We start from the raw sequence: 23,316 nt of genomic DNA on the forward strand, positions 1-23,316 counted from the left end.
GAGGAAGATGGGAATTAATTTTCAGCAAGCACTGGGTCAAAGTCCACTGGCTGCAGAGTTACGTCTTGAGAGGACGGAGATACTTTCTGCAAATATGGCGAATGTCGATACGCCAAATTTCAAGGCCAAAGATATGGATTTTGCGCAGGAGATGCAACGTGCAAATGATAATTCTATGCCTCCTTGTGCTCCTCATCTGGAATTTCGTGTGCCTTATCAACCTTCTGAAGATGGAAATACCGTCGAACTGAATATTGAGCAGGCGGCGTTCTCCCAGAACACCATGAGTTTTCAGACCAGCCTGTCGTTTCTCAACATGAGTTTTCGCGGGCTTGAATCCGCCATTGAAGGGAAATAACTGATGTCATTTGCCGATATTTATAAGGTTTCAGGTTCGGGCATGACTGCCCAGACCCTGCGTCTCAATACCGTCGCCAGCAATTTGGCTAACGCTGAATCCCCGGCGGCCAGCGCCGACAGTGTCTATCAGGCACGCAGCCCGGTGTTTGCCGCTATCTACAATAACAGCGAGCACGAAGAGGGCGATCACCTCGCCAGTGCCAGCGTGCAGGTCGCGGATATCGTCAAGTCCGGCGGTTTTGTTCGCCGCTACGAGCCGAACCATCCGCTGGCCGATGCCGACGGGAATGTCTATTACCCCGACGTGAACGTGGTGGAGCAGATGGCCGACATGATGTCCGCGTCGCGCAACTTCGAAACCAACGTTGACGTGATGAACAATGTGAAAAGTATGCAGCAAAGCGTGCTCAAGCTGGGAGACGCCTGATGATCCAGGACACGTCAGCCAGCATGCAAAATGCTGCCATGTTGCTGGCTGCCAGCCAGCAAAGCGCGGTTAAAAAGCCAGTGGCGAAAGCCAAAACGGTCGGCGCGCAAGCCCCAGCGGCCAGCAATAATGTCGGAGCCAGTAGCAATGTCGGGGCCAGTAATAACGTCGGCAGCTCCGGCGGCGTGGGCGATGACAGTAGCGATGTGCCGCAGACCGATGAGCCGTCTATGGCAGACACCTTCCTGACCCTGTTTGTGGCAGAAATTGAGAATCAGGACCCGACCGAGCCGACCGATCCTACCGAATACATCACCCAGCTGGCCTCCATGGCGCAGGTAGTGATGGCGGAAGATCTCTCCAGCCAGATGTCCAACAACTCGATTTTGATGAGCAATCTACAAGTCATGATGCTGGGCAAAATGATTGGTGATGATGTGATGGTGCAGGCGTCAACCGTCACCGTCGCCGACGGCCAGAGCATCACCGGGCGCGTCACCATTACCGACGCCAGCACCACGGTCGATCTCAATTTCAAAGACTCTGCCGGCAACGAGTACACCGTGCCGCTGGGCGAGCAGTCTCCCGGCCCGGTTGATTTCAGCATCGATCCCGCCGACTACGGCATTCCGCCGGGAGATTACGACATCTCCGTGGTGACCAATACCGGCGAATCCAACATCCCTATTGAGGTCGAAGGCCGCGTCACTGACGTGCGCATTCCGCTGGATGGTAGCACGCCGGTCCTTAACGTTTCCGGCGTGGGTGAAGTGCCTTTCATCATGTTGACCGAATTTTTAACCCCTGTAACAGACGGTGACATCCCCGTTTCTTTCTCTTAATTTTGGAATCTCACTATGAGCGCAAGCATTGCAGCCTCCGGGCTTAACGCGGTCAATGACCAGCTAGACAGCATCAGTAACAACATTGCGAATGCGGGTACTGTTGGCTACAAATCCAGCACCACCCAGTTTTCTGCCGTCTACGCCGGGTCACAGGCGATGGGCGTGACCACTGCCGGTACTGCGCAAAGCATCACCCGCAGCGGCAGCATGATGAGCACTGGCAACGCGATGGATTTAGCCATCAGCGGCAACGGCTTCTTTATTACCCGCAGCCCGTCAGGGGACGTCAGCTATACCCGCGCGGGATATTTCGAGACAGATCTCAACGGCAAAATCGTCGATAACCAAGGCAATTTCGTGCAGGGCTATCCGGTCGATGCGAACGGCAATCTGCAAACCGGTACCGTGACTGACCTGAGCGTCTCGACCGGCAATATTCCGGCCAAGGCATCCAGCAAAGTGGATTTCACCGCCAACTTCGATGCTTCTTCTACCGTGCCGACGGTCACGCCTTTCGACTCAGCAAACAGCGCCAGTTACAACAATACCTATACCTCACAGGTGTATGACTCTCTCGGTCAGCAGCACACTCTTACCCAATACATGGTGAAAACCGGCGATAACACCTGGGAAATGCACTACGGCATGGATGGCAAGAATCTTGACCAAACCACCACGCTGACCTTCGACACCAACGGTGCCTTGGTGGCAACGCCGCCGACCGTTCTGACCGTGCCGGTGCCGGGCGCGGCTGACCTGAGTATCTCTCTGGATTACTCCTCCTGTACCCAATACGGCTCTGAATTCTCGGTGACGGCGAACAACGCGGACGGCTATGCCTCGGCGGAACGCACTGGCGTGGCGATTGATGATGACGGCGGCGTTTACGCCACCTACAGCAATGGCGAGCGGATGTTGCAGGGCCAAATCGTGTTGGCGAATTTTGCCAATCCGAATGGGCTGGTTGCGCAGGACGGCACCTCATGGACCGCAAGTTCAGAGTCCGGCGCGGCGGTGATTGGCACGCCAGGCACCGGCATGTACGGCTCGCTCGATTCCGGCATGTTGGAAAGTTCAAACGTGGATATCACCAGTGAGCTGGTGGAGCTGATGGGTGCCCAGCGCAACTATCAGGCCGATACCAAAGTGATCGCCACGGATGACGAGCTGATGCAGTCGCTGTTCCAGTCTATCTAACGGTATTTCATCGCTCTTTGACTGAAGGAGTTATAGGTCTATGGACCATCTTATTTTCACCGCCGTCAGTGGGGCATCTCACACCCTGATGGAGCAGCAGATCCGCGCTAATAATCTGGCGAATGCCAATACCGACGGCTTTCGTGCTGATTTGGATCAGGCGCGAAGCGAGGCGGTACCGGGCGAGGGTTACAGCAGCCGTTTTCTGGTGAAGCAGGAGGACGGCGGCGTCGATATGACACCCGGCGTCATCGTGCAAACCGGCCGACCGCTTGACGTCGCCATAAAAGGTCAGGGGCTGATTGCTCTGCAATCGCCGCAGGGTGAGGTTTATACCCGCAGCGGCAATATGCAGCAGGATGCCGACGGCGCACTGACCATCGGCGGACTGCCGGTGTTGGGTGACGGCGGGCCTATCGTGCTGCCGCCCAACGCGTTGGCCTCAGTGGGCACCGACGGCACCATCTCCGTGTTGCCAGATGACGGCGATGTGGCCGCGACGATGGAAGTCGACCGTATCAAGCTGGTCAACGTGCCGACCAACCAACTGAGCAAAAACGCCAGTGGGCAGATAGTTACCCGTACCGGCCTGCCCGCGGCGGTGGATGAGAACGTCGCGCTGGTGGACAACAGCCTCGAGAGCAGTAACGTCTCGGCGGTCACCGAAATGGTGTCGACTATCTCGCTGAACCGGCAGTTCGAAGCGCAGATCAAGATGATGAAAGCCGCCGAAGATCTCAGTGATGCAGGCAACCGCCTGCTGCGAGATTCGTGATCTCCTCTTTATTAAGGAAAACCCGCCATGAACCCGGCGTTATTTATCAGTAAAACCGGCCTGTCGGCTGAAGACGCGAAAATGAGCGCCATCGCCAACAACATTGCCAACGTTAACACCAACGGTTTTAAACGCGACCGCGTGGTATTCGAAGATTTGTTCTATCAGACCCACCGGGCGCCCGGCACCCAGATGGACCAGAACAATATGGCGCCCAACGGCATTCAGTTCGGCAGCGGTGTAAAGATTATCGGCACCCAGAAGCAGTTCAGCGAAGGTAATGTGCAAACCACGGAAGCCAAGATGGACGTTGCCATCATGGGGCAGGGCTTCTTTCAGGTACAAAACGCCAACGGCGACACCGCCTATACCCGCGACGGCCAGTTGAGCGTCAATGCTGACGGTCAGCTCACCAACGCGCAGGGCCTGCCGTTGCAGCCTGAAATCAGCGTGCCAGACGGCACGGCGGATTTGACCATTGGCGACGACGGTACGGTGACGGCCACCGACGGCAGCGGAAATCCGTCCGAACTGGGGCAGATCACGCTGGTGAACTTCGTCAATCCGGCCGGTCTTCAAGCCGAAGGCGGCAACCTCTATTTGGAAACCGCCGCCAGCGGGCAGGCCGTTGAGGGCACGCCCGGCGAGGATGCTTTTGGCACCTTAAAGCAGGGAGCATTGGAAGGCTCAAACGTCGATGTCGTGAACGAAATGGTCGATATGATCACCGTTCAACGCGCCTATGAAATGAACGCCAAGATGGTCTCGGCGGCGGATGACATGTTGCAGTACATCAGCCAGAACTTGTGATCATCGACTAACTAGCAGGTAACGTTTTGAATAAATTACTCCCGCTTTGCGCCGTGCTGCTGCTCTGCCTGACCGGCTGCGAATCGCAAACCATGACCGTCCATAAAGACGACGCGGAATATGCCCCGCCGCCGGTGGATACCCAAACGACGTCACAGGGCAAAGACGGGGGGCTTTATCAGAATGACTACAGCTGGTCACTGGTGGCAGACCGGCACCCGTACCGCGTCGGCGATATTCTGACCATTGTGCTTGATGAGTCCACGCAGTCGAGCAAGCAGGCAAAAACGGATTTCGATAAGAACTCCGACGCCACTATTGCGCCCGCCACCTTCGGCACTCATACCTACAACGGCGTGGTGGGCTCGACTTCCGCCAAACGTAACTTCAGCGGCGAGGGCACCACCGAGCAGCAAAATAGCCTGCACGGCTACATCACCGTTTCGGTTCATCACGTGATGCCTAACGGGGTGCTGGAAATTAAAGGCGAGAAGTGGCTGACGCTCAATCAGGGCGATGAGTACATCCGCCTCACCGGGCTGGTGCGCGTGGATGATATCAGCAATGACAACAGCATCTCTTCGCAGCGCATCGCCAACGCCCGCATCTCCTACGCGGGGCGCGGGGCGCTGAGCGATGCCAACTCCGCAGGCTGGTTAACTCGTCTGTTTAACCATCCGCTGTTCCCGGTTTAACACATGAGGTTAATCATGCAATACCACACATTTCGGCGGTTAGTGCTGTGCGCCGCCATGCTATTCGGCACTCTGCCTTTACAGGCTCTTTGCGACCAGCCGCTGGAGAACCTGGTGGACATTCAGGGCATTCGTGGCAACCAACTGGTGGGATATAGCCTGGTGGTCGGCCTTGATGGCACCGGCGATAAAAATCAGGTCAAGTTCACCAACCAGTCATTGGTCAACATGCTGCGCCAGTTTGGCGTACAGCTTCCGGCCAAGATTGACCCGAAAGTGAAAAATGTCGCGGCGGTGGCGGTCAACGCCACGCTGCCGCCGATGTACGCACGCGGGCAGAATATCGACGTCACGGTTTCTTCTATCGGTGATGCGAAAAGCCTGCGCGGCGGCACGCTGCTGCTGACCCAACTGCGCGGAGCCGACGGCGAAGTCTACGCGCTGGCGCAGGGCAATATCGTGATTGGCGGCGTCAGCGCCAGCGGCGCGAGTGGGTCGAGCGTCACGGTTAACACCCCGACCGCCGGACGCATCCCGGGCGGCGCCAGCGTCGAGCGCGAAATCCCTACCGACTTCGTGCAGAACCCGCTGGTGACGCTGAATCTCAAAACGCCCAGTTTCAAAGATGCTGGCAACATCGCCAGCGCCATCAACCGCTCCTTTGGAGGCGGTATTGCCACCGCGCAAAGCGCCACCAGCGTCAGCGTGCGGGCACCTGCCGACGCTGGTTCGAGGGTGGCTTTTATGTCGCAACTGGAAGATTTAACCATCAGTCCTGAAAAGGCCCGGCCGCGCGTGGTGTTCAACTCACGCACCGGTACGGTGGTGATCGGCGAGGGCGTGGTGGTGCACGCGGCGGCGGTGGCTCACGGCAATTTGACCGTGACGATCAAAGAGAGCAAAGGGGTTAGCCAGCCAAACGCCTTAGCTGGCGGGCGGACGGTAACGACGCCGGAAAGTGATATCCAGATAAGCCAGGGGCACGGCCATCTGGTGCGCCTGCCGGGCAGCACCAAGCTGCAAACGATAGTCGATACGCTGAACGGATTAGGCGCGTCACCGGACGACATCATGTCGATTCTGCAAGCCTTGCATGAAGCCGGCGCGCTTGATGCCGAATTTGTTGTGATTTAACGGAGCCAAAGCATGCCACTGCATTCCAGCGCGGGGATCTCCGCACCGACCATCGCCGGGGATTTGTCCGGCGATATGAAACCAGATTCGATCAAAAAAGCCGCCGAACAGTTTGAGGGCGTGTTTCTGCGCGACATGTTGAAAGAGATGCGTAAAGCCACCGACGTGCTGGACGACAAGAACGATCCGTTCAACAGCAAAGAGCAAAAAATGATGCGCGATTACTACGACGACATTCTCAGCAGCACGCTTTCCAAACAGCATGCTATCGGTATCGCCGACATGCTGGTGAAACAGCTGAGTCCGAAGGGCAAGGCCTGAGCGGATAAAGTTCCCGGCACGGCGTGCCGCTTTATATCTTTTAATCAGGCTGTTTTGCATCGCTAGCATAACCAACCGAGTGTGGAAATTTTATGGACATGATGTATATCGGCGCCTCGGGTGCCAGTGCCGCGCAGACCCAATTAAACGTCACCGCGCAAAATACGGCTAACGCCTACACCGAGGGTTATACCCGCCAGCGGGCTGAAACCAGCGCGGTTGGCCCAAGCTGGGGCAACAGCAGTAGCGCTGGCAATGGGGTGCAAGTTGACAGCATCGTGCGCGTATCGGACCAGTGTCTGGTCAGCCAAATCTGGAGCGCCTCCTCAGACAATGGCTATTACAGCACCACCCAGCAATATCTCGGGGCGCTGGAAAGCGTACTGAGTTCGCCTGACAGCAGCCTGAGCGCGGGTTTCGATAACTTCTTCGCGGCGCTGAATGAGGCCACTACCGAACCGGACTCTGACTCGCTGCGCGCGCAGGTGATCAGCGAATCCAACGCCTTCTGCCTGCGTCTGGATAACACCGACAAATATATCGACTCGCAGCGCTCTCAGGCTCAGGACCAGTGCCAGGCGGCGGTGGAGCAGGTCAATACCCTGACCGACGGCATTGCTGATTATAACCAGCAAATTGCCGAAACCGAGGCCAATGGCGGTAATGCGTCAGCGCTGTACGATGCCCGCGATCAGCTGACTAATGAGCTGAGTTCGCTAGTGGACGTACAGGTCACGGTGGACGACAAAGGGGCGTATAACGTGGCGCTGCCTGACGGACAGCCGTTGGTCAGCGGTGATACCTCCTCAACGCTGGGCCTGAAAACCAATGAAGACGGCAGCCAGAGTTTGGAAATGAACTTTGCCGGCACCACTTACGATTTGGACACCAGCACTGGCGGTACTTTGGGTGCGCTGTTTGACTATCAAGATCAGATACTTGACCCCTTGGATGACGCGGTGAACGGCATCGCCAGCGCCTTTGCCACGGCGGTGAATGACCAACTTGCTCAGGGCTACGATCTCAACGGCAATCCCGGCAAGCCGCTGTTTGTGTATGACGAAACGGACCCAGACGGCCCGCTGACGGTAAACCCGGATATTGACCCTGACGAGCTGGCCTTCTCCAGTGACCCCGATGCACCAGCCAACGGCGATAACCTGACGGCGCTGATTGGCTTAGCTAACGAACCTATTGATATTCCCGACATGGGGGAAATGAGCGTAAATGACGCCTGTTCCACCATCATCAGCCAAATCGGTATCGCCAGCCGCCAAAATCAAACCGAAGAGACTGCCGCCAGCAACGTGCTGTACGAAGCACAAAGCCAGCAGGCCAGCGTCAGCGGCGTAAATATGGATGAAGAGGCGGTCAATTTGATCACCTATACCCAGTCGTATCAGGCGAATTTGAAGGTGATTTCAACTAGCGCCGAGATATTCGATGACGTTCTCCAAATGTTCTAACCCGCTTCGCCTTTCGCGCCGTGGGGGTGTTAGCTGCGTTCGCTCACCCGAATCACATACTTTTGTATGCTCATCGGGATTCGTTCGCTTGCCGCCTACCCACGGCGCGAAAGGCTTTGCGGGAGGTGCGGGGTGTTGGCTGCGTTCGTTCACCCGAATCACATACTTTATGTATGCTCATCGGGATTCACTTACTTGCCGCCTTCCTGCCTCAAGAATGGCTTTGCGGGGAGCTTGGATGGCCTCAAACACAAGGCAAAAGGCTTTTAGGGCTGAGCAGTGCTAACTAATTTAATGATTTAAGGAATTTATATGCGTGTCAGTAGTTCACAGACGTCGAGCATTATGTTGCAGAGCATCGATCATTCGTCGCAGCAGATGGGTAAGTTGATGACTGAGATGGCGAGCGGCAAGCGCGTGTTGGTGCCGTCGGATGATCCGATTGCCAGTACGCGAGTGACTCAGCTGAATCAGGAAGAGTCGGCTATTGACCAGTATCAGGAGAATATCACTACTGCCTCGGGCAGTATGGCGCAGCAGGAAACGGTGCTAGGGACGGTAAGTGACTCCTTGCTGGCCGTACGTGATGATCTGGTGCAGGCGGGAAATGGTACGAACGATGCCGAAGCCTTGAACAGTTTCGGCAGTGAAATTGAATCACTGACGGAGTCGATGGTGGCCGCCCTGAATTACGCTGACGGCGACGGTCATTACATGTTCTCCGGCACCGCCAGCGATCAGCAAGCCATCACGCAGGATGCTGACGGTAACTATGTTTACAACGGCAATGAAGAGCATCGCACCGCCACGGTGTCGAACGGTGTGGAAATCGATACCAATGTTAGCGCCGGAGAGATGTTTTTCAGCGGCAGCGAGGGCTCGGATATTTTCAACACCCTCAATGACTTAGCGACCATGCTGCAAGACCCGGATATCGACCCGACGGATCCCGACGTGCAGGCCAGCATTTCCAGCGCGATTGATAGCGTTGATCAGGCTATCGACCAGGTTTCCGGTGGCATTTCCCAGCTGGGTGAAAACCAGAACACGCTAGAGATGATATCTAATGCGCAGACCGGCATTTCGACCACTAACCAGACCGTTATTGGCTCGATGACCAATTTGGATTACGCCACCGCCGCGACAGAGCTTGATGGCCTGATGGTGTCGGTTCAGGCCACTCAGGCCACTTACGCCAAAATCAGTCAGCTGAGTCTGTTCAGCGTAATTTAACGTTTCCCCAGAGGCTTTTATGCAGGTCGGCTTACGTACTTCCACATCCACCGCACTGGCATCGCCGCTTAATCGCGGCGTGATTGGCGCCACCAGCGTCACTCACGCGCCTAAAATGAATAACGGAGATTTTCCTGCGTCGCCGGTGATTGCCACCCGTCCGCAGCGTTATAGCGTCCAGCTGAACGATCAGCTCACCCGTTTACAGCAGGCCGATGCTTATTTGGCGAATGTCGAAAACGCCACGCTGAACTACCGCCACAGTTTAAACGGCGGCCATACTAAGCAGCCTGACGCCCTGGCGCACGATAGCCAACAGTTGCAAAGTCTGCTTAACAAGCGCAGTCAGCTTTCCGGCGGCACGGTGGATAGCCAGCTCAACAGCGTGGTGCAGGGGAACGCGCAGGTCGATTTTGGCCTGCCGGAAGTGGATAGCTGGCTGACTTCGCCCCCTGAGGCGACGTTGCTGTTTAGCCGCGACGGCAGCCAGAAGAAGGTGATGACGGCGATAAACCTGCCGCAAGAGGCGAGTTCGGCCCAGCGTTTGCAAGCCCTGAACCACAGCCTGCGCCGTATCGGCGTACGGGCGCAGACCGGCGAACAGCCGGGGCAGTATCGCTACAGCTGTAATGAAAGTCAGTGGGCATCGGTGAAAAGCAGTTTGAGCGTGTCGATTAACGGCGATGGAAAGTTGGCGCGGGCCGATAAGAAACTCCAAATGATCGAACCGCAAAGTATCAGCAGCCAATTGAGCGATTTGCCGCAAATGGACAATCGCAGCGCGCAGTCGGTGCTGCAAAGTACGCTGGATAAAATCAGCAGTCAGCGGCAATCGCTGGCCCGTCAGCAGGAACAGGCCCGTTCGGCAATCAGTAATATGGCTGACTATGGTAATGATGACTCCGCCAGCCGCGCGGCTGAAGGGCTTTCCAGCCTGTTATCTGGCGTAAATCAGCACTATCAAACGCTGGCTGAGGCCGTCAATGGTCAGGCAAATCTGCCTGCTGCGACAGTAAGAACCTTACTGGGCGAGCAAGAGTATTAAATTTTTATCTACTTATCGCCGTTGCAGTTTTGTGACGGCAGCGGGGATAAGTCCTCGCCAAGCATCATGATCAATTTTAAACCACTACCTACCAGCACCTGTTGGCTGCCCTCCGCCGTATAGAGCCACATTGGCAATGGGCGGTTACTGAGGTAGCTATTTTGAATATCGCCTATACGCGGCTTTGAATCAGGCTGAAAGAACATTGGCTTAAGCATATAGACACGTTGGTTTTCGGATGGGGTACCCGGGTAGGCGCAGCGAATGATCGCCGCGCGGTAGCGAAAGTCGTTATCCCCAGACATGTTGATTTCTAACTGCTTTTTATCCTGCGAAGCGACCAACGAAATCTGATAAATCTCTTTTGAATCATCACGAAGATTGTAATAACCATATTCGGTGCGCTGAAAGGTGCTGGCATGAACGGCAAAGCCAAGGCACACCAGCAGGCCGACGCATAACTTATGGGCAATTCGGCAGGTCATTGAGCGTTCTCACTGATTCGTTGTAAATAAGCATGGGCAGTTTTTCGGAATATTGAGCCCAGTTGTGAATATCCATCAGCAGCTGCGAATGGATATTACAGCGGTTGGTAAGGCTTAGGTTGAGTGACATGACATTGACCCCGAGGTGATACCGCATCTGCATCTTGGCCTGCCGTTTTTCCAGCTCGGTATCCAGTCGAGTGAGCTGATTTTGCAGGTCGCTGGAGATAGGTTTGGTGCCGATATCCTGTGAGACGTCGCCCGGCATCTGCAAAGCAAAGATCTGAGTATGCTTGGCGTTAAATCGCATGTCGGGCAGCTCTTTGACTTGCAGCTCGCTGGAGGAGACGTCGATTTTCTTCGCGTACCATCCCCAGGCCGCCGCAACCACCACAACCGCAACCAGTGCGCCAAGCGTGATGGCCCATCGCCGATGTTTATTCCGCGCTTGGACAGGGAGGGAGGGGGCAACCGGCGCGGGAATATAAGCTGACGGCGGTTTCTCTGGCTCGCTGTTGAGCACCTGCTCTTTATTCTCACTTCCATTCTCAATCTCAACCTCGCTCTGACCCCTATCCTCTGCCAGCAGGGGGGCAGGGGGAGCGGGCGGTTGATTTTGCGTATCGGGAGACAGGAAGCTGCCGTCTAACAGATAGCCTTTTTTAGGAACGGTTTTGATGATCTGCTGCTGCTTACCGTCATCCCCCAGCGCGTTACGCAGGGCGTGAATAGCATTCGGCAGGCTGTTATGACCTACCACTCGCGTTTTCCACGCATGCTGGGTTAACACTTCACGAGTGAGCACCTGATTGGGATGCTCAAGCAGCAGAGACAACAGCGCAAATTGATATTCGCCCAGACGTTTGGTTTCAGCAGTATCGGCATGGGTTATGCCATTTAAAGAACTATCTAAACGCCAGCCGTTGATAAGAAAAGACATAATAGGGTTCGCATCACTCTGAATTAATTAATTCTATTATAGGAAGATGAGTATTGTGGGGCGTTTTTGCCGACTCTCGCAGAAATCTATCGTGAATATGATTTATCTCAATTATCCCTGTAGAGCTGCCGTACTCCTCGCCGATTTTAGTGATTTTGGCACTTAATCCTAGAAAGGACAGTTTTTGAATTGGTAAAAAATGCCAATCTTTCAGATGGTTGCAGATAAATCATATGTTAATAGGATGATCTTTATAAAAAGCCAATAATATTCAAAGGCTTGAGGCTGCTTTTTGCTGGGAAAATTTTTTTCGATCTATTTTTAGTTTGCGACTTCATTTTTGTCTCCGCTGTACCGTTTTATCTCAGTGTAACGTTCATTAGGACGCTTTTAATTTAATACGCTAAGGAGATTTAAAATGGGCTTATCAATTTATACCAATGCTGCTTCAATGGCCGCTAATAACGCACTGCAGAAAAGTAACAATAGCCTGGCTACTTCAATGGAACGTCTGGGTACCGGTAAGCGCATTAACTCCGCGTCTGACGATGCGGCCGGTTTGCAAATCGCTACCCGTCTGCAATCTCAGTCAAACGGTATGGATGTTGCGATGCGTAACGTCTCTGACGCGACTTCCATGTTGCAGACTGCCGAAGGCAGCTTCGACGAAATGACCAACGTGCTTTACCGCATGAAAGACCTGGCAACGCAAGCAGCTAACGGCACGAACTCACAGGATGACCTGGATGCGATGCAGGCTGAATATGACCAGTTAGGTCAAGAAATGAACAGCATGATGAACAACACCACTTACGGCGGCCAAAGCCTGCTGGGTGTTTCCGGTACTCTGGGTAAATCTGGCGGCGTAACCTTCCAGATTGGCGCACAAAGCTCAGATACCATGACCGTTAACCTGAGCAGCCAAATGGGTAAACTCGATACCCAGTTGAAATCCGTCAGCGCGGCTTACACTAACCCATCTAAAGCAGCTAATGCTTCTGGTGTACAGGGTAATGAGTTGACCAACGCCAGCAGCGCTAACGCCATGATTGACCAGCTCGACAGCGCGCTGTCAGCCGTCGGTTCCGTGCAGTCAGCGCTGGGTGCGTCTATCAACCGTATGGGCCACACTTCCGCTAACCTGCAAAATATGAAGGACAACACTGACGTGGCTATCGGTAACATTATGGATACCGACTACGCGGCAGAAGCCTCCAACATGACGCGAGACCAAGTGCTAGAACAGACCAGTATGACCATGTTGAAACAGTCCAACTCCATGTCCAGCATGGTGATGTCACTGCTGCAATAAGTGATGCTAAAACCCTCGAGCAAAAAAGAACACTGCCCTCGGGCGGTGTTTTTTTTCGCCGAATATTTCCTTTCTGCCCGCCAAAAGGACCGGAAAATTTCCGCCAAAGCGGAAGTGATTTTTCCGTGTGAATTTTAAAATTCCTTATAAATCAGTTAATTAATAATTGGCACGCCGATTGCTATTACAAGCTATATCCGCAGGCGATAGCAACTCAATGGCGAAGGAGCCCAAAGTCATGATTAACCCGCAACAGTTGGCGACTCAGTTCGCCACGCTCGACGTACAGACTCAGGTCGACCAGCTGAATCGCCAGCAAAGTACCCTTAACAGCGAATCTACGGCGCTAACCACATTACAGACCGCACTGACTGACTTTCAGACCGCGATTGATGTCTTGAACGATACCGAGTCCGGTGCCTTAGTTAACGCGGCCACGGTAAGCAATGACGCCGCGGCGACGGTCAGCGCCGACTCTACCGCGCAGCCGGGCAACTACTCGTTTTATGTCGAATCACTGGCCAGCGCCCAGCAGTTTGCCTATCAGGGCATCGCTGAAAATGACGTCCCAACCAAGGGGGTGGTGTCGATTTCTCTCGGTGATTCCGAGGACGTTATCTCCATCGACCTCTCCACTATTGATGAAGACGGGGATGGGTTGAACTCCGTGAATGAATTTGCCGACGCCATTAATGACAGCCCGGACAATCCCGGCGTCACCGCCTCGCTGGTGAAATCTAATGGGCAGACTTCCTTGTTGCTGACCAGCGACGACACCGGTGCGGCTAACACCCTGCATGTCGAAATGACCGGCGTGCCGGACAGCACCTTCTCAAAATCGCTTTTGGCCCCGCAGCAGCTCTCCCCGGCGAGTGATGCGGTGGTGTATCTCGGCGGTGACTCGACTTCGGGCCTGAAGATGACCAACAGCAGCAATACTTTTGACGACCTGATTGAAGGGGTGTCGATCACTTTCAACGAGGTCAATGCGCCAAACAGCGCGCCGGTGAAAGTCAGTATCAGCACCGATGAGAGCGCCTCACAGGCTCAGGTGCAAACCTTCGTCGATGCTTATAACGCCCTGGTTGACTCACTTGACTCCCTAACCGCCTCCGGCGGCGGGGACGATAACGCCACGCGCGGCGCGATGGCGGGGGATGCTGGCATCACTTCACTGGAAAGCCAGATGCGCAATTACATCCGTCAGGACTACGACGGCGTATCGCTGATGGACTACGGCGTTTCAGCCGATACCGACGGCCATTTGGAAATTGATGGCACCGAGTTCGACGACATGATGAAAACCAATCCTGAAGGATTGAACAGCATTTTTGTCGGCGACGACAGTCTGGTCGGCAAGCTCGATGCTTCCCTCGATACCTTCCTCGACGACGATAACGGAGTGATCAAAATGCGCCAGGACGCCATTGATGACTCGCAAGAGAGGCTCGATACCAGCGCCGACTCCTTACAGCAGCGCTATGACAGTGCTTATAACCGTTACCTGACCGAGTACACCAATCTGATGGTTACGATGACAGAAATGGAAAACACCATGGCCGCGTTTCAAGCGTAGTGCACCACATTAAAGAGAACCCAAGTATGAACCCCTCATTGGAAGGTTATTCGCAGTATCAGGAACTTGATTTGGCTTCAAAAACGGCCAGCGCTTCCCCCCATCAACTAGTGCTGGTGCTGTATGCCGGATTAATGGATGAGCTGGTGCGAGCTAAAAGCCACATCGAAGCCAAACGTTATGAACGCAAAGCGAAAAGCATCAATAAATGCATCGATATTCTCAATGCATTAACCAGCGCGCTGGAGTTCGATACCGGCGGCGACGTGGTGCTCAATCTGGCCCGTCTGTATGACTACTGCGTTTATCGCCTGTACGAAGCCAGTGAAGCCATGTCGGTGAGCAAAATCGATGAAGTGCTGCATATTCTCGGCAATTTGCGAGAAGGCTGGGAAGGTCTGGCACAGAAATTAGGATAAGCCATGAAAGAAGAAAAGCTAAAAATCCAACAGCTTGCTGCCCTGATGACACGCGCGGTGCGCGAACATCGTTGGTTAAAACTGCGCGCGCTGAATGTTGAAATGACGCTGCTCTTACAGCATTGCAACGACAGCGGCGCGGCGGACGACGAGTTCCGCGCGCTGGAGGCCAGAGTCCATCGCCATTATCAACAGATGATGGCGCAGTGCCAGCAGGATAGCGCCGCGCTTCAGGTCAAAATGACTCGCCATCGCGAAAACAGCGAAGGCATGAATGCCTACGGTCAGCTGGCTCTGGTTACGGGGGCGAAATGAAAGCTGCCACTGCATTGATCGGTAAATTGATGTCCAACCCCACCATGCAGGGGAAAGGTGAAAAAGCCATTGCCAATATCAAACAAAATCCCCAGCCGACGGCGAAATCTGACGGGCAGGGGTTTGATTTCAGCAATCTGATGCAAAACAAACCGGCGCTGAAAGCATTGGCCGAGCGTTTTGCGACTCAGGCTAAACCGAGTCAACAAGACGCCGACAGCAGCACGGTTGTAGCGGGTGATGATACCCAGCAGGCCCAGCAGTGGTTGGCGCAGCTATTGGCCGCTACCCAAAGCCAGCCGTTGCCTACTCAGGCACTGTTTGGCGGGCAGTCGCCTGACGCGCAGAGTGGGGCCGTTGCGCTGCCCGCTAGCTTATTACCCGGCTTGATGAAGCAGGCCCAGCAGGCGGGCGGAGCCGATTCGCAAAAATTATTGCAGCAGATGATGCAAGTGCAGGGCGGCAACCAGCCGACGCAGAACCCGCTTTCCGGCGCGGATAAAAACGCGCTGGTGGCGATGATGCAGACGTTAATGCAGCAGCAGTCGCCAACCGCCACCGCACTGCCGGATACCGCCACGCCTCTTCAGCAGGTACAAGCCACGCTGGCGAGCGCGCTCAATATCAACGGCCTGCAGGGCAGTGCGCCGAAAGGTGTACGCCAGCCAGAGTTGCGTCAGAGCGATCGGCCGGTATTAGAGGCGATAACGCGCGGCAAAGTGCTGAATGCCACCCCCGTCAACGACGGCCCGTCGCTGCCGGTTACCCAGTTGATGAGTGGGGCACAGGTCGACGATCGCGCGGCGAACGCCACTTTGCCGACTCTCACCGCCACGCTGGATCCGCAGCGTGAAGACTGGGACCAGCAGCTGTTCTCTCTGCTGAAAGATCGCATTCAGGTGCAGATGGACGGCCTACATCAGACCGCCACCATCCGTCTTGATCCGCCTTCGCAGGGGAAAATTGATATTTCGATTCAGTTCGAAGCGGGCAAGTTGCTGGTCAATATCAATGCCGGTCAGGCCGATGTCTATCGAGCACTACAACAGCTCAGTGAGTCACTCCGCCACCAACTGACGGCACAGAATTTTGTGCAAGTTCAGGTGCAGGTGTCGACCGGCGATTCGTCCCAGCAGCAACAGCATCAGCGAAATACTGCCCGAGAGCAGGAAAATGGCGTCAGCCAGGCACAAGAGATCACTTCGAAGGATAGCGAAGGGCCGGTTGACAGTACCCTTATAACCAAAGTGTGAGATGAGGATTATGGTTAAGAAAATACTCGGTGGCCTACTGTGTTTGATTTTATTAGTGGTCACCGTGGCCGGTGTCAATATTGGTACGCATTTCTATTTTAAAAAGGCTGATGAAAAAGCCGCGACGGTGAAACATGGTGCGGATGACGTAATTGTCGAAGATCCGAAAGCGCCTGAGCCAATATTTGTTTCGCTTCCTGAAGTGGTTATTACCCTGCAAGGGCCTAATGAGCACTACATGCTGACTGAAATTGTTCTTGAGGCAAAAGATATTAAAGCGCAAGAGCGTTTGAACTCCATGCTGCCTTTATTACAGAGCATTACGGTGAATAGTCTCTCCAATGAGGATTATGAGCATTTGCGTCAGAAAAAAATAAGTGATTTACGCATTGAGTTGGATAACGCCTTTAAGCAGGAGTTTAAAAGCCGAAAAATGAACGTGCCTTATAAAACCTTGCTGCTGAAGCGTGTGATATTCCAATAAAACAGCCATTTATTAGGGCCCTATTATGCAAGCTGACTATTCAACGGCTGAGTCACCCCTATCCGGATTTCAGGATGTGCCGCTATTAACGCCGCAGCAGGAGAGCCTCTACCTGCAAAATTATCTGCCGCTGGTGAAGCGCGTCGTTAGGCAGCTCAGCCCTCAGTGTAGTGCGGTACTCGACAAGCAGGATATGGAGCAAATCGCGCTGATGGGGCTACTGGACGCGCTGCGCCGCTACGGTCAGCCAGACCACGGCTTCGGCGGCTATGCGGTGTTTCGCATTCGCGGATCGATTCTTGATGCCCTGCGTGAAATGGACTGGCGGCCGCGCCGTCTGCGCCAGCAGGTGCATCAAACCCATGATGACATTAAGGCGCTGGAGAAGAGTCTGGGACGTGAACCAACCTTCAGTGATATCTCGAGCGCGCTGCATCTAAGCGCAGAGGAATATCATGAATATCTGCAATTGGAGAGCGCGCGAACGCTAGCGAGTCTGGATGAGTTACTGGACAACGGACAGGAAGACATTGGCTCCAGAAGCAGAAAACTGGAAGAGGAATTTGTCACTCAGGAAACGCTACGCGAGGCGATAAATAAGCTTGAGCCTCGCGAGCAAACTATTCTGGCGCTCTATTACCAGAAAGAGTTAAGTCTTAAAGAGATCTCCGTCGTGCTGAATATTTCAGAAGGCCGAGTTTGTCAGATTAATAAAATTATCGCCGAAAAAATAAAACAGCATTTTTGCGGCGACTCATGCGTTTAAATGCATCTCATTCTTAATGGTTAAAGCAGGAAAAAAATAATGCAAAAGCTCATCGGTGGACTCATCGTTTTACTCTGTGTTTTTGGTGGATATATGTCCGCAGGTGGCGAAATTATTGCAATATGGCAGCCTGCCGAAATCGTCATTATTCTCGGAGCCGGTTTAGGGGCCATGGTTATCGCTAACCCGGTCCATGTATTAAAAGATATTTGGCATCAATTAAAAGCCGTATTTGGTAAACGCGATACCGGAGAAGAGTTTCAGCGTCAGTTATTAATTACACTGTATGAGCTGCTGGAAATGGTGCAAAACGGCGGTCTTCGCGTGCTGGATCAGCATATTGAAAACCCAGCTGAGAGTGAGCTATTTCTTAAATACCCAATGATCCTCAAACAGTCTCGCTTGGTGGGCTTTATCTCGGATAACTTCCGCCTAATGGCCATGGGTAAAATCAACGAGCACGAGCTGGAAGGGATTCTGGAGCAGGAGCTGGCGGCCATTGAAGAAGAGATGCTGGCCCCGTCGAAAGCCCTTCAGCGTATCGGCGAAGCGATGCCGGGCTTTGGTATTTGCGCGGCGGTGCTGGGTATCATCATCACCATGTCCTCTATTGACGGCTCTATCGCCATGATTGGTCTACACGTGGCGGCGGCGCTGGTGGGGACCTTCCTCGGCGTCTTCTTCAGCTACTGCTTTATGGATCCCCTCGCCAGCGCGATGGATTCACAGGCCAAGTCTGAACTCTCAATGCTGGAGTGCGTGCGTACCGTGCTGGTAGCGCATGCAGCAGGCAAACCCACCCTGCTGGCAGTGGATGCCGGGCGTAAGTTGCTGCATCTGGCCTCTAAACCGACGTTCGCCAATCTGGATGCTTGGGTGAATGCGATGGTGGAGCAGGAAGAATAATGAAAAAGTCCGGACGCCCTACGGTCCACACCACCATCATCAAACGCTCCGGTAAGAAGCACCACGGCGGGCATCACGGCGGCGCGTGGAAAGTGGCTTTTGCCGACTTTACCCTGGCGATGATGGCCCTGTTTATGGTGTTGTGGATTGTCAGCTCAGTTAACCAAAAAGAGCGCGAAGAGATTGTCGCCGCGCTGCATGACCAGTCGATTTTCAAAGGCAATGTGTTTGCCCCCCTTAGCTCGATTGGCAAGAACAATTCTGTTATCGCCAAGCCGCTGCCGGTGACCTATAAAGAGCCGCAAAAAACGCCGCCGGTCATTGAGAAACCTAAGCCGACGCCGCCAAAACCGGAAGAAAAGCCGCCGGTGAATGTGCGCCAGCAAGAGGTGAACGCCGCCGACAAGATGGACGCGCTAAGCAGCAAAAAATCGGCCCGCGAGCTGAGTGAACTGGCGGCCAATATCAACACCATCGCCAAGAAAAACCATATGGAAGCCAATTTGGAGATTGAAGTGATCCCGCAGGGCTTGCGAGTACTGATTCAGGACGGCCATGATCGCGATATGTTCCAGCGCGGCAGCGCCAGCCTGACGCCGTTCTTCCGCACCTTGCTGACCGAATTGGCGCCGACCTTCAACAACATTGATAACAAAATCATTATCAGCGGCCACACGGACGCGGTGATGTACAAAAACCAGGCGATGTACAACAACTGGAATCTGTCCGGTGACCGCGCACTGGTGGCACGTCGCGTGCTAGAGCAGGCCGGCCTTGCCAAAGGCAAAGTGCTACAGGTTAACGCTATGTCCGATCAGATGCTGCTGGACCCGAAAAATCCAGAAAGCGCTCGCAATCGCCGGATAGAAATCATGGTGCTAACCAAAACCGCGTCAGATTCGCTGTATGAATTCTTTGGCGATCGCGGCGATAAAGTGGTCGAGCCGCTGACGCAAAAAATAGAGAAGCGGGAGGGGCTGTCGACATCGACTCCGACGTCCGCAGAGTAATTGTGATGAATATCTTCAGCCTGATATGTGAACCTTCGGTGCTCTTGCCGACGCTGCATGAGCCGGGGGCCTCAACGGCGCGTCGCCTGCTGGCTGCTTTTGTGATGAGCGGCTGTCTGCTGCTGGCGATGACGCCGCTGCGCGCCATCGCCGCGCCGACCCAGCGTAGTCAGGTGGTGAAGAAGAAGGTGCACAAAGTCAGCAGTAAACCCAAGATAACCAGTAACAAGAAAACCCCTGCGCCGACGGTGAAGCTAAGCTTCGCCGCCCAGCAGCGGGCCAAAAATCGTGAGCTGCTGATGCACCATCCGGTCAAGGTGGTAGCGACCAGCTACGGCGATAAGCCGCTGAAAACGGCCAGCACCTCAAACCTGCACAGCTCGGCGGCGCAGCGGCAGGCTAATCGCCAACTTATCGCCCAACATCCCGACTGGTTTAGCCATCAGAAACGGGAAAGCGTAGCTCCCGAGGCGCTAGGCAGCGACAGCATTGCGCTGGCTTATCGCGACCATCTGCAACAGACCACGCAAAAAGCCATGTCGACCCTGATGAAACAGTTGGGGAAACCCTATGTCTGGGGAGGAACCTCGCCGAGAATTGGCTTTGATTGCAGCGGATTGGTCTACTTCGCCTACCATGGCCTGCTGACGGAAGGGATGCCGCGCACCGCCAACGGCATGTATCGCCGAGCCAGAGGCAAGACCATTACTCAGAGCCAGTTAAGGCGCGGAGATCTGATCTTCTTCCACATCCATACCCAGCAAAACGCCGACCATGTGGGCGTTTATCTCGGCGACGGCAAATTTATTGAATCGCCGAGAACCGGCGAGGATATTCGCATTAGCACTCTGAATGAGCCTTTCTGGCAGGATCACTATCTCGGTGCCAAACGGGTGCTGACACCGGAAACCATTATCTAAACCGCCGTTTACTCCGCATCAAACCAATCGTGGTTCTGCTCGGCAATCGGCGTGATGGTGGAAATCATCTCTTGCAGGTGAATACGCATCGCGCGCTCGGCAGCGTCAGGATTGCGGGCTTTCAGCGCGCTAAGAATGTTGTCGTGCTGCTCAATCAGGCTCTCCGGCGGCGAGACTTTGCTCAGCGTCAGGAAGCGTACGCGGTCCATAGTCGCCTTAATATGCTCCACCGTTTCCCATGCCAGGCGGCAATCAATGATCTGCGCGATTGAGCGATGAAACTCATCATCTAACAGCAAGAACTCCTGCGTTTGTTGGCTCTTCGCCGCCAGCCGCTGGCGCTGCAAATTGTGCTCCAGTATCAACAGGTCATTGTCAGTGGCGACACTCGCCGCGCGGCGCACCACGGCGGTTTCCACGGCTTCGCGAATAAAACGGCCATCGGCGACGCGCTTGGCTGAAATCTTCATCACAAAGGTGCCGCGCTGCGGCAACACCTGCACCAAGCCTGCTTCCGCCAGCTTAATAAAGGCTTCGCGCACCGGCTGGCGCGACACGTTGAACCGCGACGAAATCTCTTTCTCCGATAACAGGGCGCCGGGGGGGATCGCGCAAGTGACAATATCCTGACGCAGGGTGCGGTAGATCTGCTGGTTAACCGGCACATTATTGAGAAATTCGTAAGTTTCAGTCATGGGCACATTGATGTTGTAGCGGCTGGAATAGGCCGAATAGTACCATGACTTTTCACAGGATTTTGCGAATGCATTAGAAGGGCGTGAACCAAGGGGCAAAAACAACAGATAAAAAAATCCCGCTCAAGGTGGGCGGGATGTCGTAATGCTTTACGAGGGGATAGTCCAATGAGATGCAACGTCTTATAGGGGAATAAGTGCTTGCAGACTCATAATAACGTTCGGTATTAGCGCTTCAAGATGAAACTGGTAAATTTCACTTAAGTTTGGTCATTCAGGATTTATCCTAGCGCCCGGCGTGGATCCCGTATGCCTGTCGCGGGCAGGGTCAAAACCAAAGCCGCTGGTTATGTGCGCCATTAAAGCCTACTCTCTAAAGGTAAGAAATGGGTACTTTGAAGTTAAGCGATTGTAAGTATTAAGGATTAATATGAGCGAAGTCGAAAGTTCGATCAGTGTAGGCGATATTATTACTGTTAAGAACGGCTCTACCCACGAGGTAACAGGCTTTGTTAAAAAAGGGGAAAGGATTTACCCGACGATCAAAACCGATCATGGCAATACTAATTACAGCCAGATCAAAGAAATTGTCTCAGTGAGTAAAAGCTGATTTTAATTAGCTGAGCGCGACCACGGCCTGCTGCATCTGTGATGCTGGCGGGCTGTGTAAAACAGCCACCTTTGCCTTATCTCTACTCCTCCCGCCATGGCGATATATTCTCTTCCGACCTTTATCTCATTATAAATTAAAACTATTTATCCTCCGTGGCGAATCTCTTTATAGTAAGAATGCTGCACTGCGGCTTGAGATTCCTTCTATTTATGATGGGTCGTTCCTCATCGATTAATTGATTTCAGGGTAGGGAAGAATGAATAAAATTTTGCACGGAGTAATAGGGCTGACGCTGGCCTGTGGCGTTTTCACCACCTTGCCGGTGGCGGCGGCGGTCAAGAGCTGTATTGAGAATCGTGCCGGGATAGATATGGGGTCCGGCAGCACCAAGATTCAGGTGACGCAGGTGGATGTGTGCCAGCATCGGCTGGGTAAGGTGCTGTATGAAGATCAGCGCCCGGTGGGTTTTAACGCCGATTTGGCGAAATCGACCAATAACCAGCTGAGCGAGGCGATCCAGCAGCAGGGCGTCGCCGCGCTGTCTGAGATGGTGAAGAAGGCCGAAAGCTTCAGGCCAACCCGCGTGACCGGCGTAGCGACGGCGGTATTCCGCACGGCGTCTAACGGCCAGCAGGTGATTGATCGCTTCAACCAGCAGGCACATGTGAATTTGAAGATTATCACTCAGCAGCGGGAAGCCGAGCTGGGATTCCAGTCTGCCAAGGCCGCGCTGAATGAGCCAAATGTCAAAGATGAGGATCTGCTGGTGTGGGATATTGGCGGGGGATCGATGCAGATGACCTCCTACCACGAGCAGGCGGGCAAACCCTCAGTGGAGGTTTATCAGGGCAAGCTGGCCTCGGTCACGCTGAAAGACTTCATCACTAATGTGCTACAGAACAAAGATTTAGCGGCTGATAGCACGCCAAACCCCATTGGCTCGCTGCGCAATACCGTGCTGCGTTATGTCAATTTCTATGCTCGCACCCATGTCAGCGCGCAGATGAAAAAGGATGCCCAGACCAAACGGGTGATTGGCATTGGCGGCGTGCACGGCTTCTCTATCAAGAGTCAGGTGCATTTGCACAACAACAGCTATGGCCTTGCTGACCTCGAGCAGGCGTCGAAAAATAACGTCTGGAAAGGGGATTCTGAGTTAAAAGGTGACTACCGCGCGACCGACGTCAGCAACCTGTTGCTGGTAGAAGGTTACATGCAGGCGCTGAATATCCCTCAGGTTACCGTGGTGAAAGCCAGTCTAATTCAGGGTATTTTGTTGCAGTAAGCCATTAAACCTAAGGCAGCAGGCTGAAC

27 protein-coding genes are annotated in these 23,316 nt (G+C 54.0%); 24 read left to right on the plus strand and 3 right to left on the minus strand.

Going from position 1 to position 23,316, the window contains the following annotated elements; all coding sequences use genetic code 11:
* Nucleotides 1-7: 7 nt before the first annotated feature.
* The 12 genes from V2154_RS04825 to V2154_RS04880 all read left to right on the plus strand — a co-directional run bounded on the left by V2154_RS04825 (nt 8) and on the right by V2154_RS04880 (nt 10,308).
* Nucleotides 8-358 (plus strand): flagellar basal body protein, encoded by a 351-nt coding sequence (locus V2154_RS04825; RefSeq protein WP_353501288.1) that lies wholly within the window; start codon nt 8-10, stop codon nt 356-358.
* Nucleotides 359-361: 3 nt separating this feature from the next.
* Nucleotides 362-787: a flagellar basal body rod protein FlgC gene (gene flgC, locus V2154_RS04830; protein WP_353501289.1), complete on the plus strand. Its 426-nt coding sequence runs from the start codon at nt 362-364 to the stop codon at nt 785-787.
* Nucleotides 787-1,629: a flagellar hook capping FlgD N-terminal domain-containing protein gene (locus V2154_RS04835; protein ID WP_353501290.1), complete on the plus strand. Its 843-nt coding sequence runs from the start codon at nt 787-789 to the stop codon at nt 1,627-1,629. The genes flgC and V2154_RS04835 overlap by 1 nt, the downstream gene beginning before the upstream one ends.
* Before the next feature lie 15 nt (nt 1,630-1,644).
* A complete protein-coding gene (flgE, locus tag V2154_RS04840) occupies nt 1,645-2,829 on the plus strand; it encodes a flagellar hook protein FlgE (protein WP_353501291.1) in 1,185 nt (394 codons plus the stop codon).
* A 40-nt stretch (nt 2,830-2,869) separates the two neighbouring features.
* Nucleotides 2,870-3,604, plus strand: a complete 735-nt coding sequence (locus V2154_RS04845) for a flagellar basal body rod protein FlgF (RefSeq protein WP_353501292.1) — start codon at nt 2,870-2,872, stop codon at nt 3,602-3,604.
* A 27-nt stretch (nt 3,605-3,631) separates the two neighbouring features.
* Entirely contained in the window at nt 3,632-4,414 is a 783-nt protein-coding gene (gene flgG / locus V2154_RS04850; RefSeq protein ID WP_353501293.1) for a flagellar basal-body rod protein FlgG, read from the plus strand.
* 92 nt (nt 4,415-4,506) lie between these two features.
* Nucleotides 4,507-5,109, plus strand: coding sequence for a flagellar basal body L-ring protein FlgH (gene flgH, locus V2154_RS04855; RefSeq protein WP_437342022.1), 603 nt, complete (start codon nt 4,507-4,509; stop codon nt 5,107-5,109).
* Nucleotides 5,110-5,166: 57 nt separating this feature from the next.
* Nucleotides 5,167-6,243 carry a flagellar basal body P-ring protein FlgI gene (locus V2154_RS04860; RefSeq protein WP_353503919.1) on the plus strand — a complete coding sequence of 359 codons (1,077 nt, stop codon included), beginning with the start codon at nt 5,167-5,169 and terminating at the stop codon, nt 6,241-6,243.
* A 12-nt stretch (nt 6,244-6,255) separates the two neighbouring features.
* Nucleotides 6,256-6,564 carry a rod-binding protein gene (locus V2154_RS04865; protein ID WP_353501295.1) on the plus strand — a complete coding sequence of 103 codons (309 nt, stop codon included), beginning with the start codon at nt 6,256-6,258 and terminating at the stop codon, nt 6,562-6,564.
* Nucleotides 6,565-6,656: 92 nt separating this feature from the next.
* Nucleotides 6,657-8,030 (plus strand): flagellar hook-associated protein FlgK, encoded by a 1,374-nt coding sequence (flgK, locus tag V2154_RS04870; RefSeq protein WP_353501296.1) that lies wholly within the window; start codon nt 6,657-6,659, stop codon nt 8,028-8,030.
* Nucleotides 8,031-8,342: 312 nt separating this feature from the next.
* On the plus strand, nt 8,343-9,263 hold the full coding sequence (flgL, locus tag V2154_RS04875; protein ID WP_353501297.1) for a flagellar hook-associated protein FlgL: 921 nt from the start codon (nt 8,343-8,345) through the stop codon (nt 9,261-9,263).
* Nucleotides 9,264-9,282: 19 nt separating this feature from the next.
* Nucleotides 9,283-10,308 carry a flagellar hook-associated protein gene (locus V2154_RS04880; RefSeq protein WP_353501298.1) on the plus strand — a complete coding sequence of 342 codons (1,026 nt, stop codon included), beginning with the start codon at nt 9,283-9,285 and terminating at the stop codon, nt 10,306-10,308.
* Nucleotides 10,309-10,316: 8 nt separating this feature from the next.
* On the opposite strand, the gene V2154_RS04885 is transcribed toward V2154_RS04880, so the two are convergent.
* Both V2154_RS04885 and V2154_RS04890 read right to left on the minus strand, forming a co-directional pair.
* A complete protein-coding gene (locus V2154_RS04885) occupies nt 10,317-10,793 on the minus strand; it encodes a hypothetical protein (protein WP_353501299.1) in 477 nt (158 codons plus the stop codon).
* Nucleotides 10,771-11,733: a winged helix-turn-helix domain-containing protein gene (locus tag V2154_RS04890; protein WP_353501300.1), complete on the minus strand. Its 963-nt coding sequence runs from the start codon at nt 11,731-11,733 to the stop codon at nt 10,771-10,773. Before V2154_RS04890 ends, V2154_RS04885 begins: the two co-directional genes overlap by 23 nt.
* Nucleotides 11,734-12,151: 418 nt before the next feature.
* Between V2154_RS04890 and V2154_RS04895 the strand changes: the two genes are divergently transcribed.
* From V2154_RS04895 to V2154_RS04940, 10 genes are all read left to right on the plus strand, one after another.
* The gene (locus V2154_RS04895) at nt 12,152-13,045 is read left to right on the plus strand and encodes a flagellin N-terminal helical domain-containing protein (protein ID WP_353501301.1); all 894 of its coding nucleotides are present in this window, start codon (nt 12,152-12,154) and stop codon (nt 13,043-13,045) included.
* A gap of 238 nt (nt 13,046-13,283) precedes the next feature.
* Nucleotides 13,284-14,621, plus strand: a complete 1,338-nt coding sequence (gene fliD / locus V2154_RS04900; RefSeq protein WP_353501302.1) for a flagellar filament capping protein FliD — start codon at nt 13,284-13,286, stop codon at nt 14,619-14,621.
* Nucleotides 14,622-14,647: 26 nt separating this feature from the next.
* Complete coding sequence (fliS, locus tag V2154_RS04905) at nt 14,648-15,040, plus strand: flagellar export chaperone FliS (protein WP_353501303.1); 393 nt, start codon at nt 14,648-14,650, stop codon at nt 15,038-15,040.
* 3 nt (nt 15,041-15,043) lie between these two features.
* Nucleotides 15,044-15,355 (plus strand): hypothetical protein, encoded by a 312-nt coding sequence (locus V2154_RS04910; protein WP_353501304.1) that lies wholly within the window; start codon nt 15,044-15,046, stop codon nt 15,353-15,355.
* Complete coding sequence (locus V2154_RS04915; RefSeq protein ID WP_353501305.1) at nt 15,352-16,608, plus strand: flagellar hook-length control protein FliK; 1,257 nt, start codon at nt 15,352-15,354, stop codon at nt 16,606-16,608. Before V2154_RS04910 ends, V2154_RS04915 begins: the two co-directional genes overlap by 4 nt.
* A gap of 10 nt (nt 16,609-16,618) precedes the next feature.
* A complete protein-coding gene (locus V2154_RS04920; protein ID WP_353501306.1) occupies nt 16,619-17,092 on the plus strand; it encodes a flagellar basal body-associated FliL family protein in 474 nt (157 codons plus the stop codon).
* Between the two features lie 25 nt (nt 17,093-17,117).
* On the plus strand, nt 17,118-17,858 hold the full coding sequence (locus tag V2154_RS04925; RefSeq protein WP_353501307.1) for a FliA/WhiG family RNA polymerase sigma factor: 741 nt from the start codon (nt 17,118-17,120) through the stop codon (nt 17,856-17,858).
* A gap of 39 nt (nt 17,859-17,897) precedes the next feature.
* On the plus strand, nt 17,898-18,764 hold the full coding sequence (motA, locus tag V2154_RS04930) for a flagellar motor stator protein MotA (RefSeq protein ID WP_353501308.1): 867 nt from the start codon (nt 17,898-17,900) through the stop codon (nt 18,762-18,764).
* Entirely contained in the window at nt 18,764-19,774 is a 1,011-nt protein-coding gene (gene lafU, locus V2154_RS04935) for a putative lateral flagellar export/assembly protein LafU (RefSeq protein ID WP_353501309.1), read from the plus strand. The genes motA and lafU overlap by 1 nt, the downstream gene beginning before the upstream one ends.
* Before the next feature lie 5 nt (nt 19,775-19,779).
* Nucleotides 19,780-20,694: a C40 family peptidase gene (locus V2154_RS04940; protein WP_353503920.1), complete on the plus strand. Its 915-nt coding sequence runs from the start codon at nt 19,780-19,782 to the stop codon at nt 20,692-20,694.
* An 8-nt stretch (nt 20,695-20,702) separates the two neighbouring features.
* On the opposite strand, the gene V2154_RS04945 is transcribed toward V2154_RS04940, so the two are convergent.
* Nucleotides 20,703-21,389 (minus strand): GntR family transcriptional regulator, encoded by a 687-nt coding sequence (locus V2154_RS04945; protein WP_353501310.1) that lies wholly within the window; start codon nt 21,387-21,389, stop codon nt 20,703-20,705.
* Nucleotides 21,390-21,819: 430 nt separating this feature from the next.
* Here V2154_RS04945 and V2154_RS04950 point away from each other — a divergent pair, with 430 nt between their 5' ends.
* Entirely contained in the window at nt 21,820-21,999 is a 180-nt protein-coding gene (locus V2154_RS04950; protein WP_185688334.1) for a hypothetical protein, read from the plus strand.
* A gap of 259 nt (nt 22,000-22,258) precedes the next feature.
* Nucleotides 22,259-23,287 carry a Ppx/GppA phosphatase family protein gene (locus V2154_RS04955; protein WP_353501311.1) on the plus strand — a complete coding sequence of 343 codons (1,029 nt, stop codon included), beginning with the start codon at nt 22,259-22,261 and terminating at the stop codon, nt 23,285-23,287.
* Nucleotides 23,288-23,316: the final 29 nt, after the last annotated feature.

Origin of the sequence: Ewingella sp. CoE-038-23 (genome assembly GCF_040419245.1) — a bacterium.
Lineage (GTDB): Bacteria > Pseudomonadota > Gammaproteobacteria > Enterobacterales > Enterobacteriaceae > Ewingella > Ewingella allii.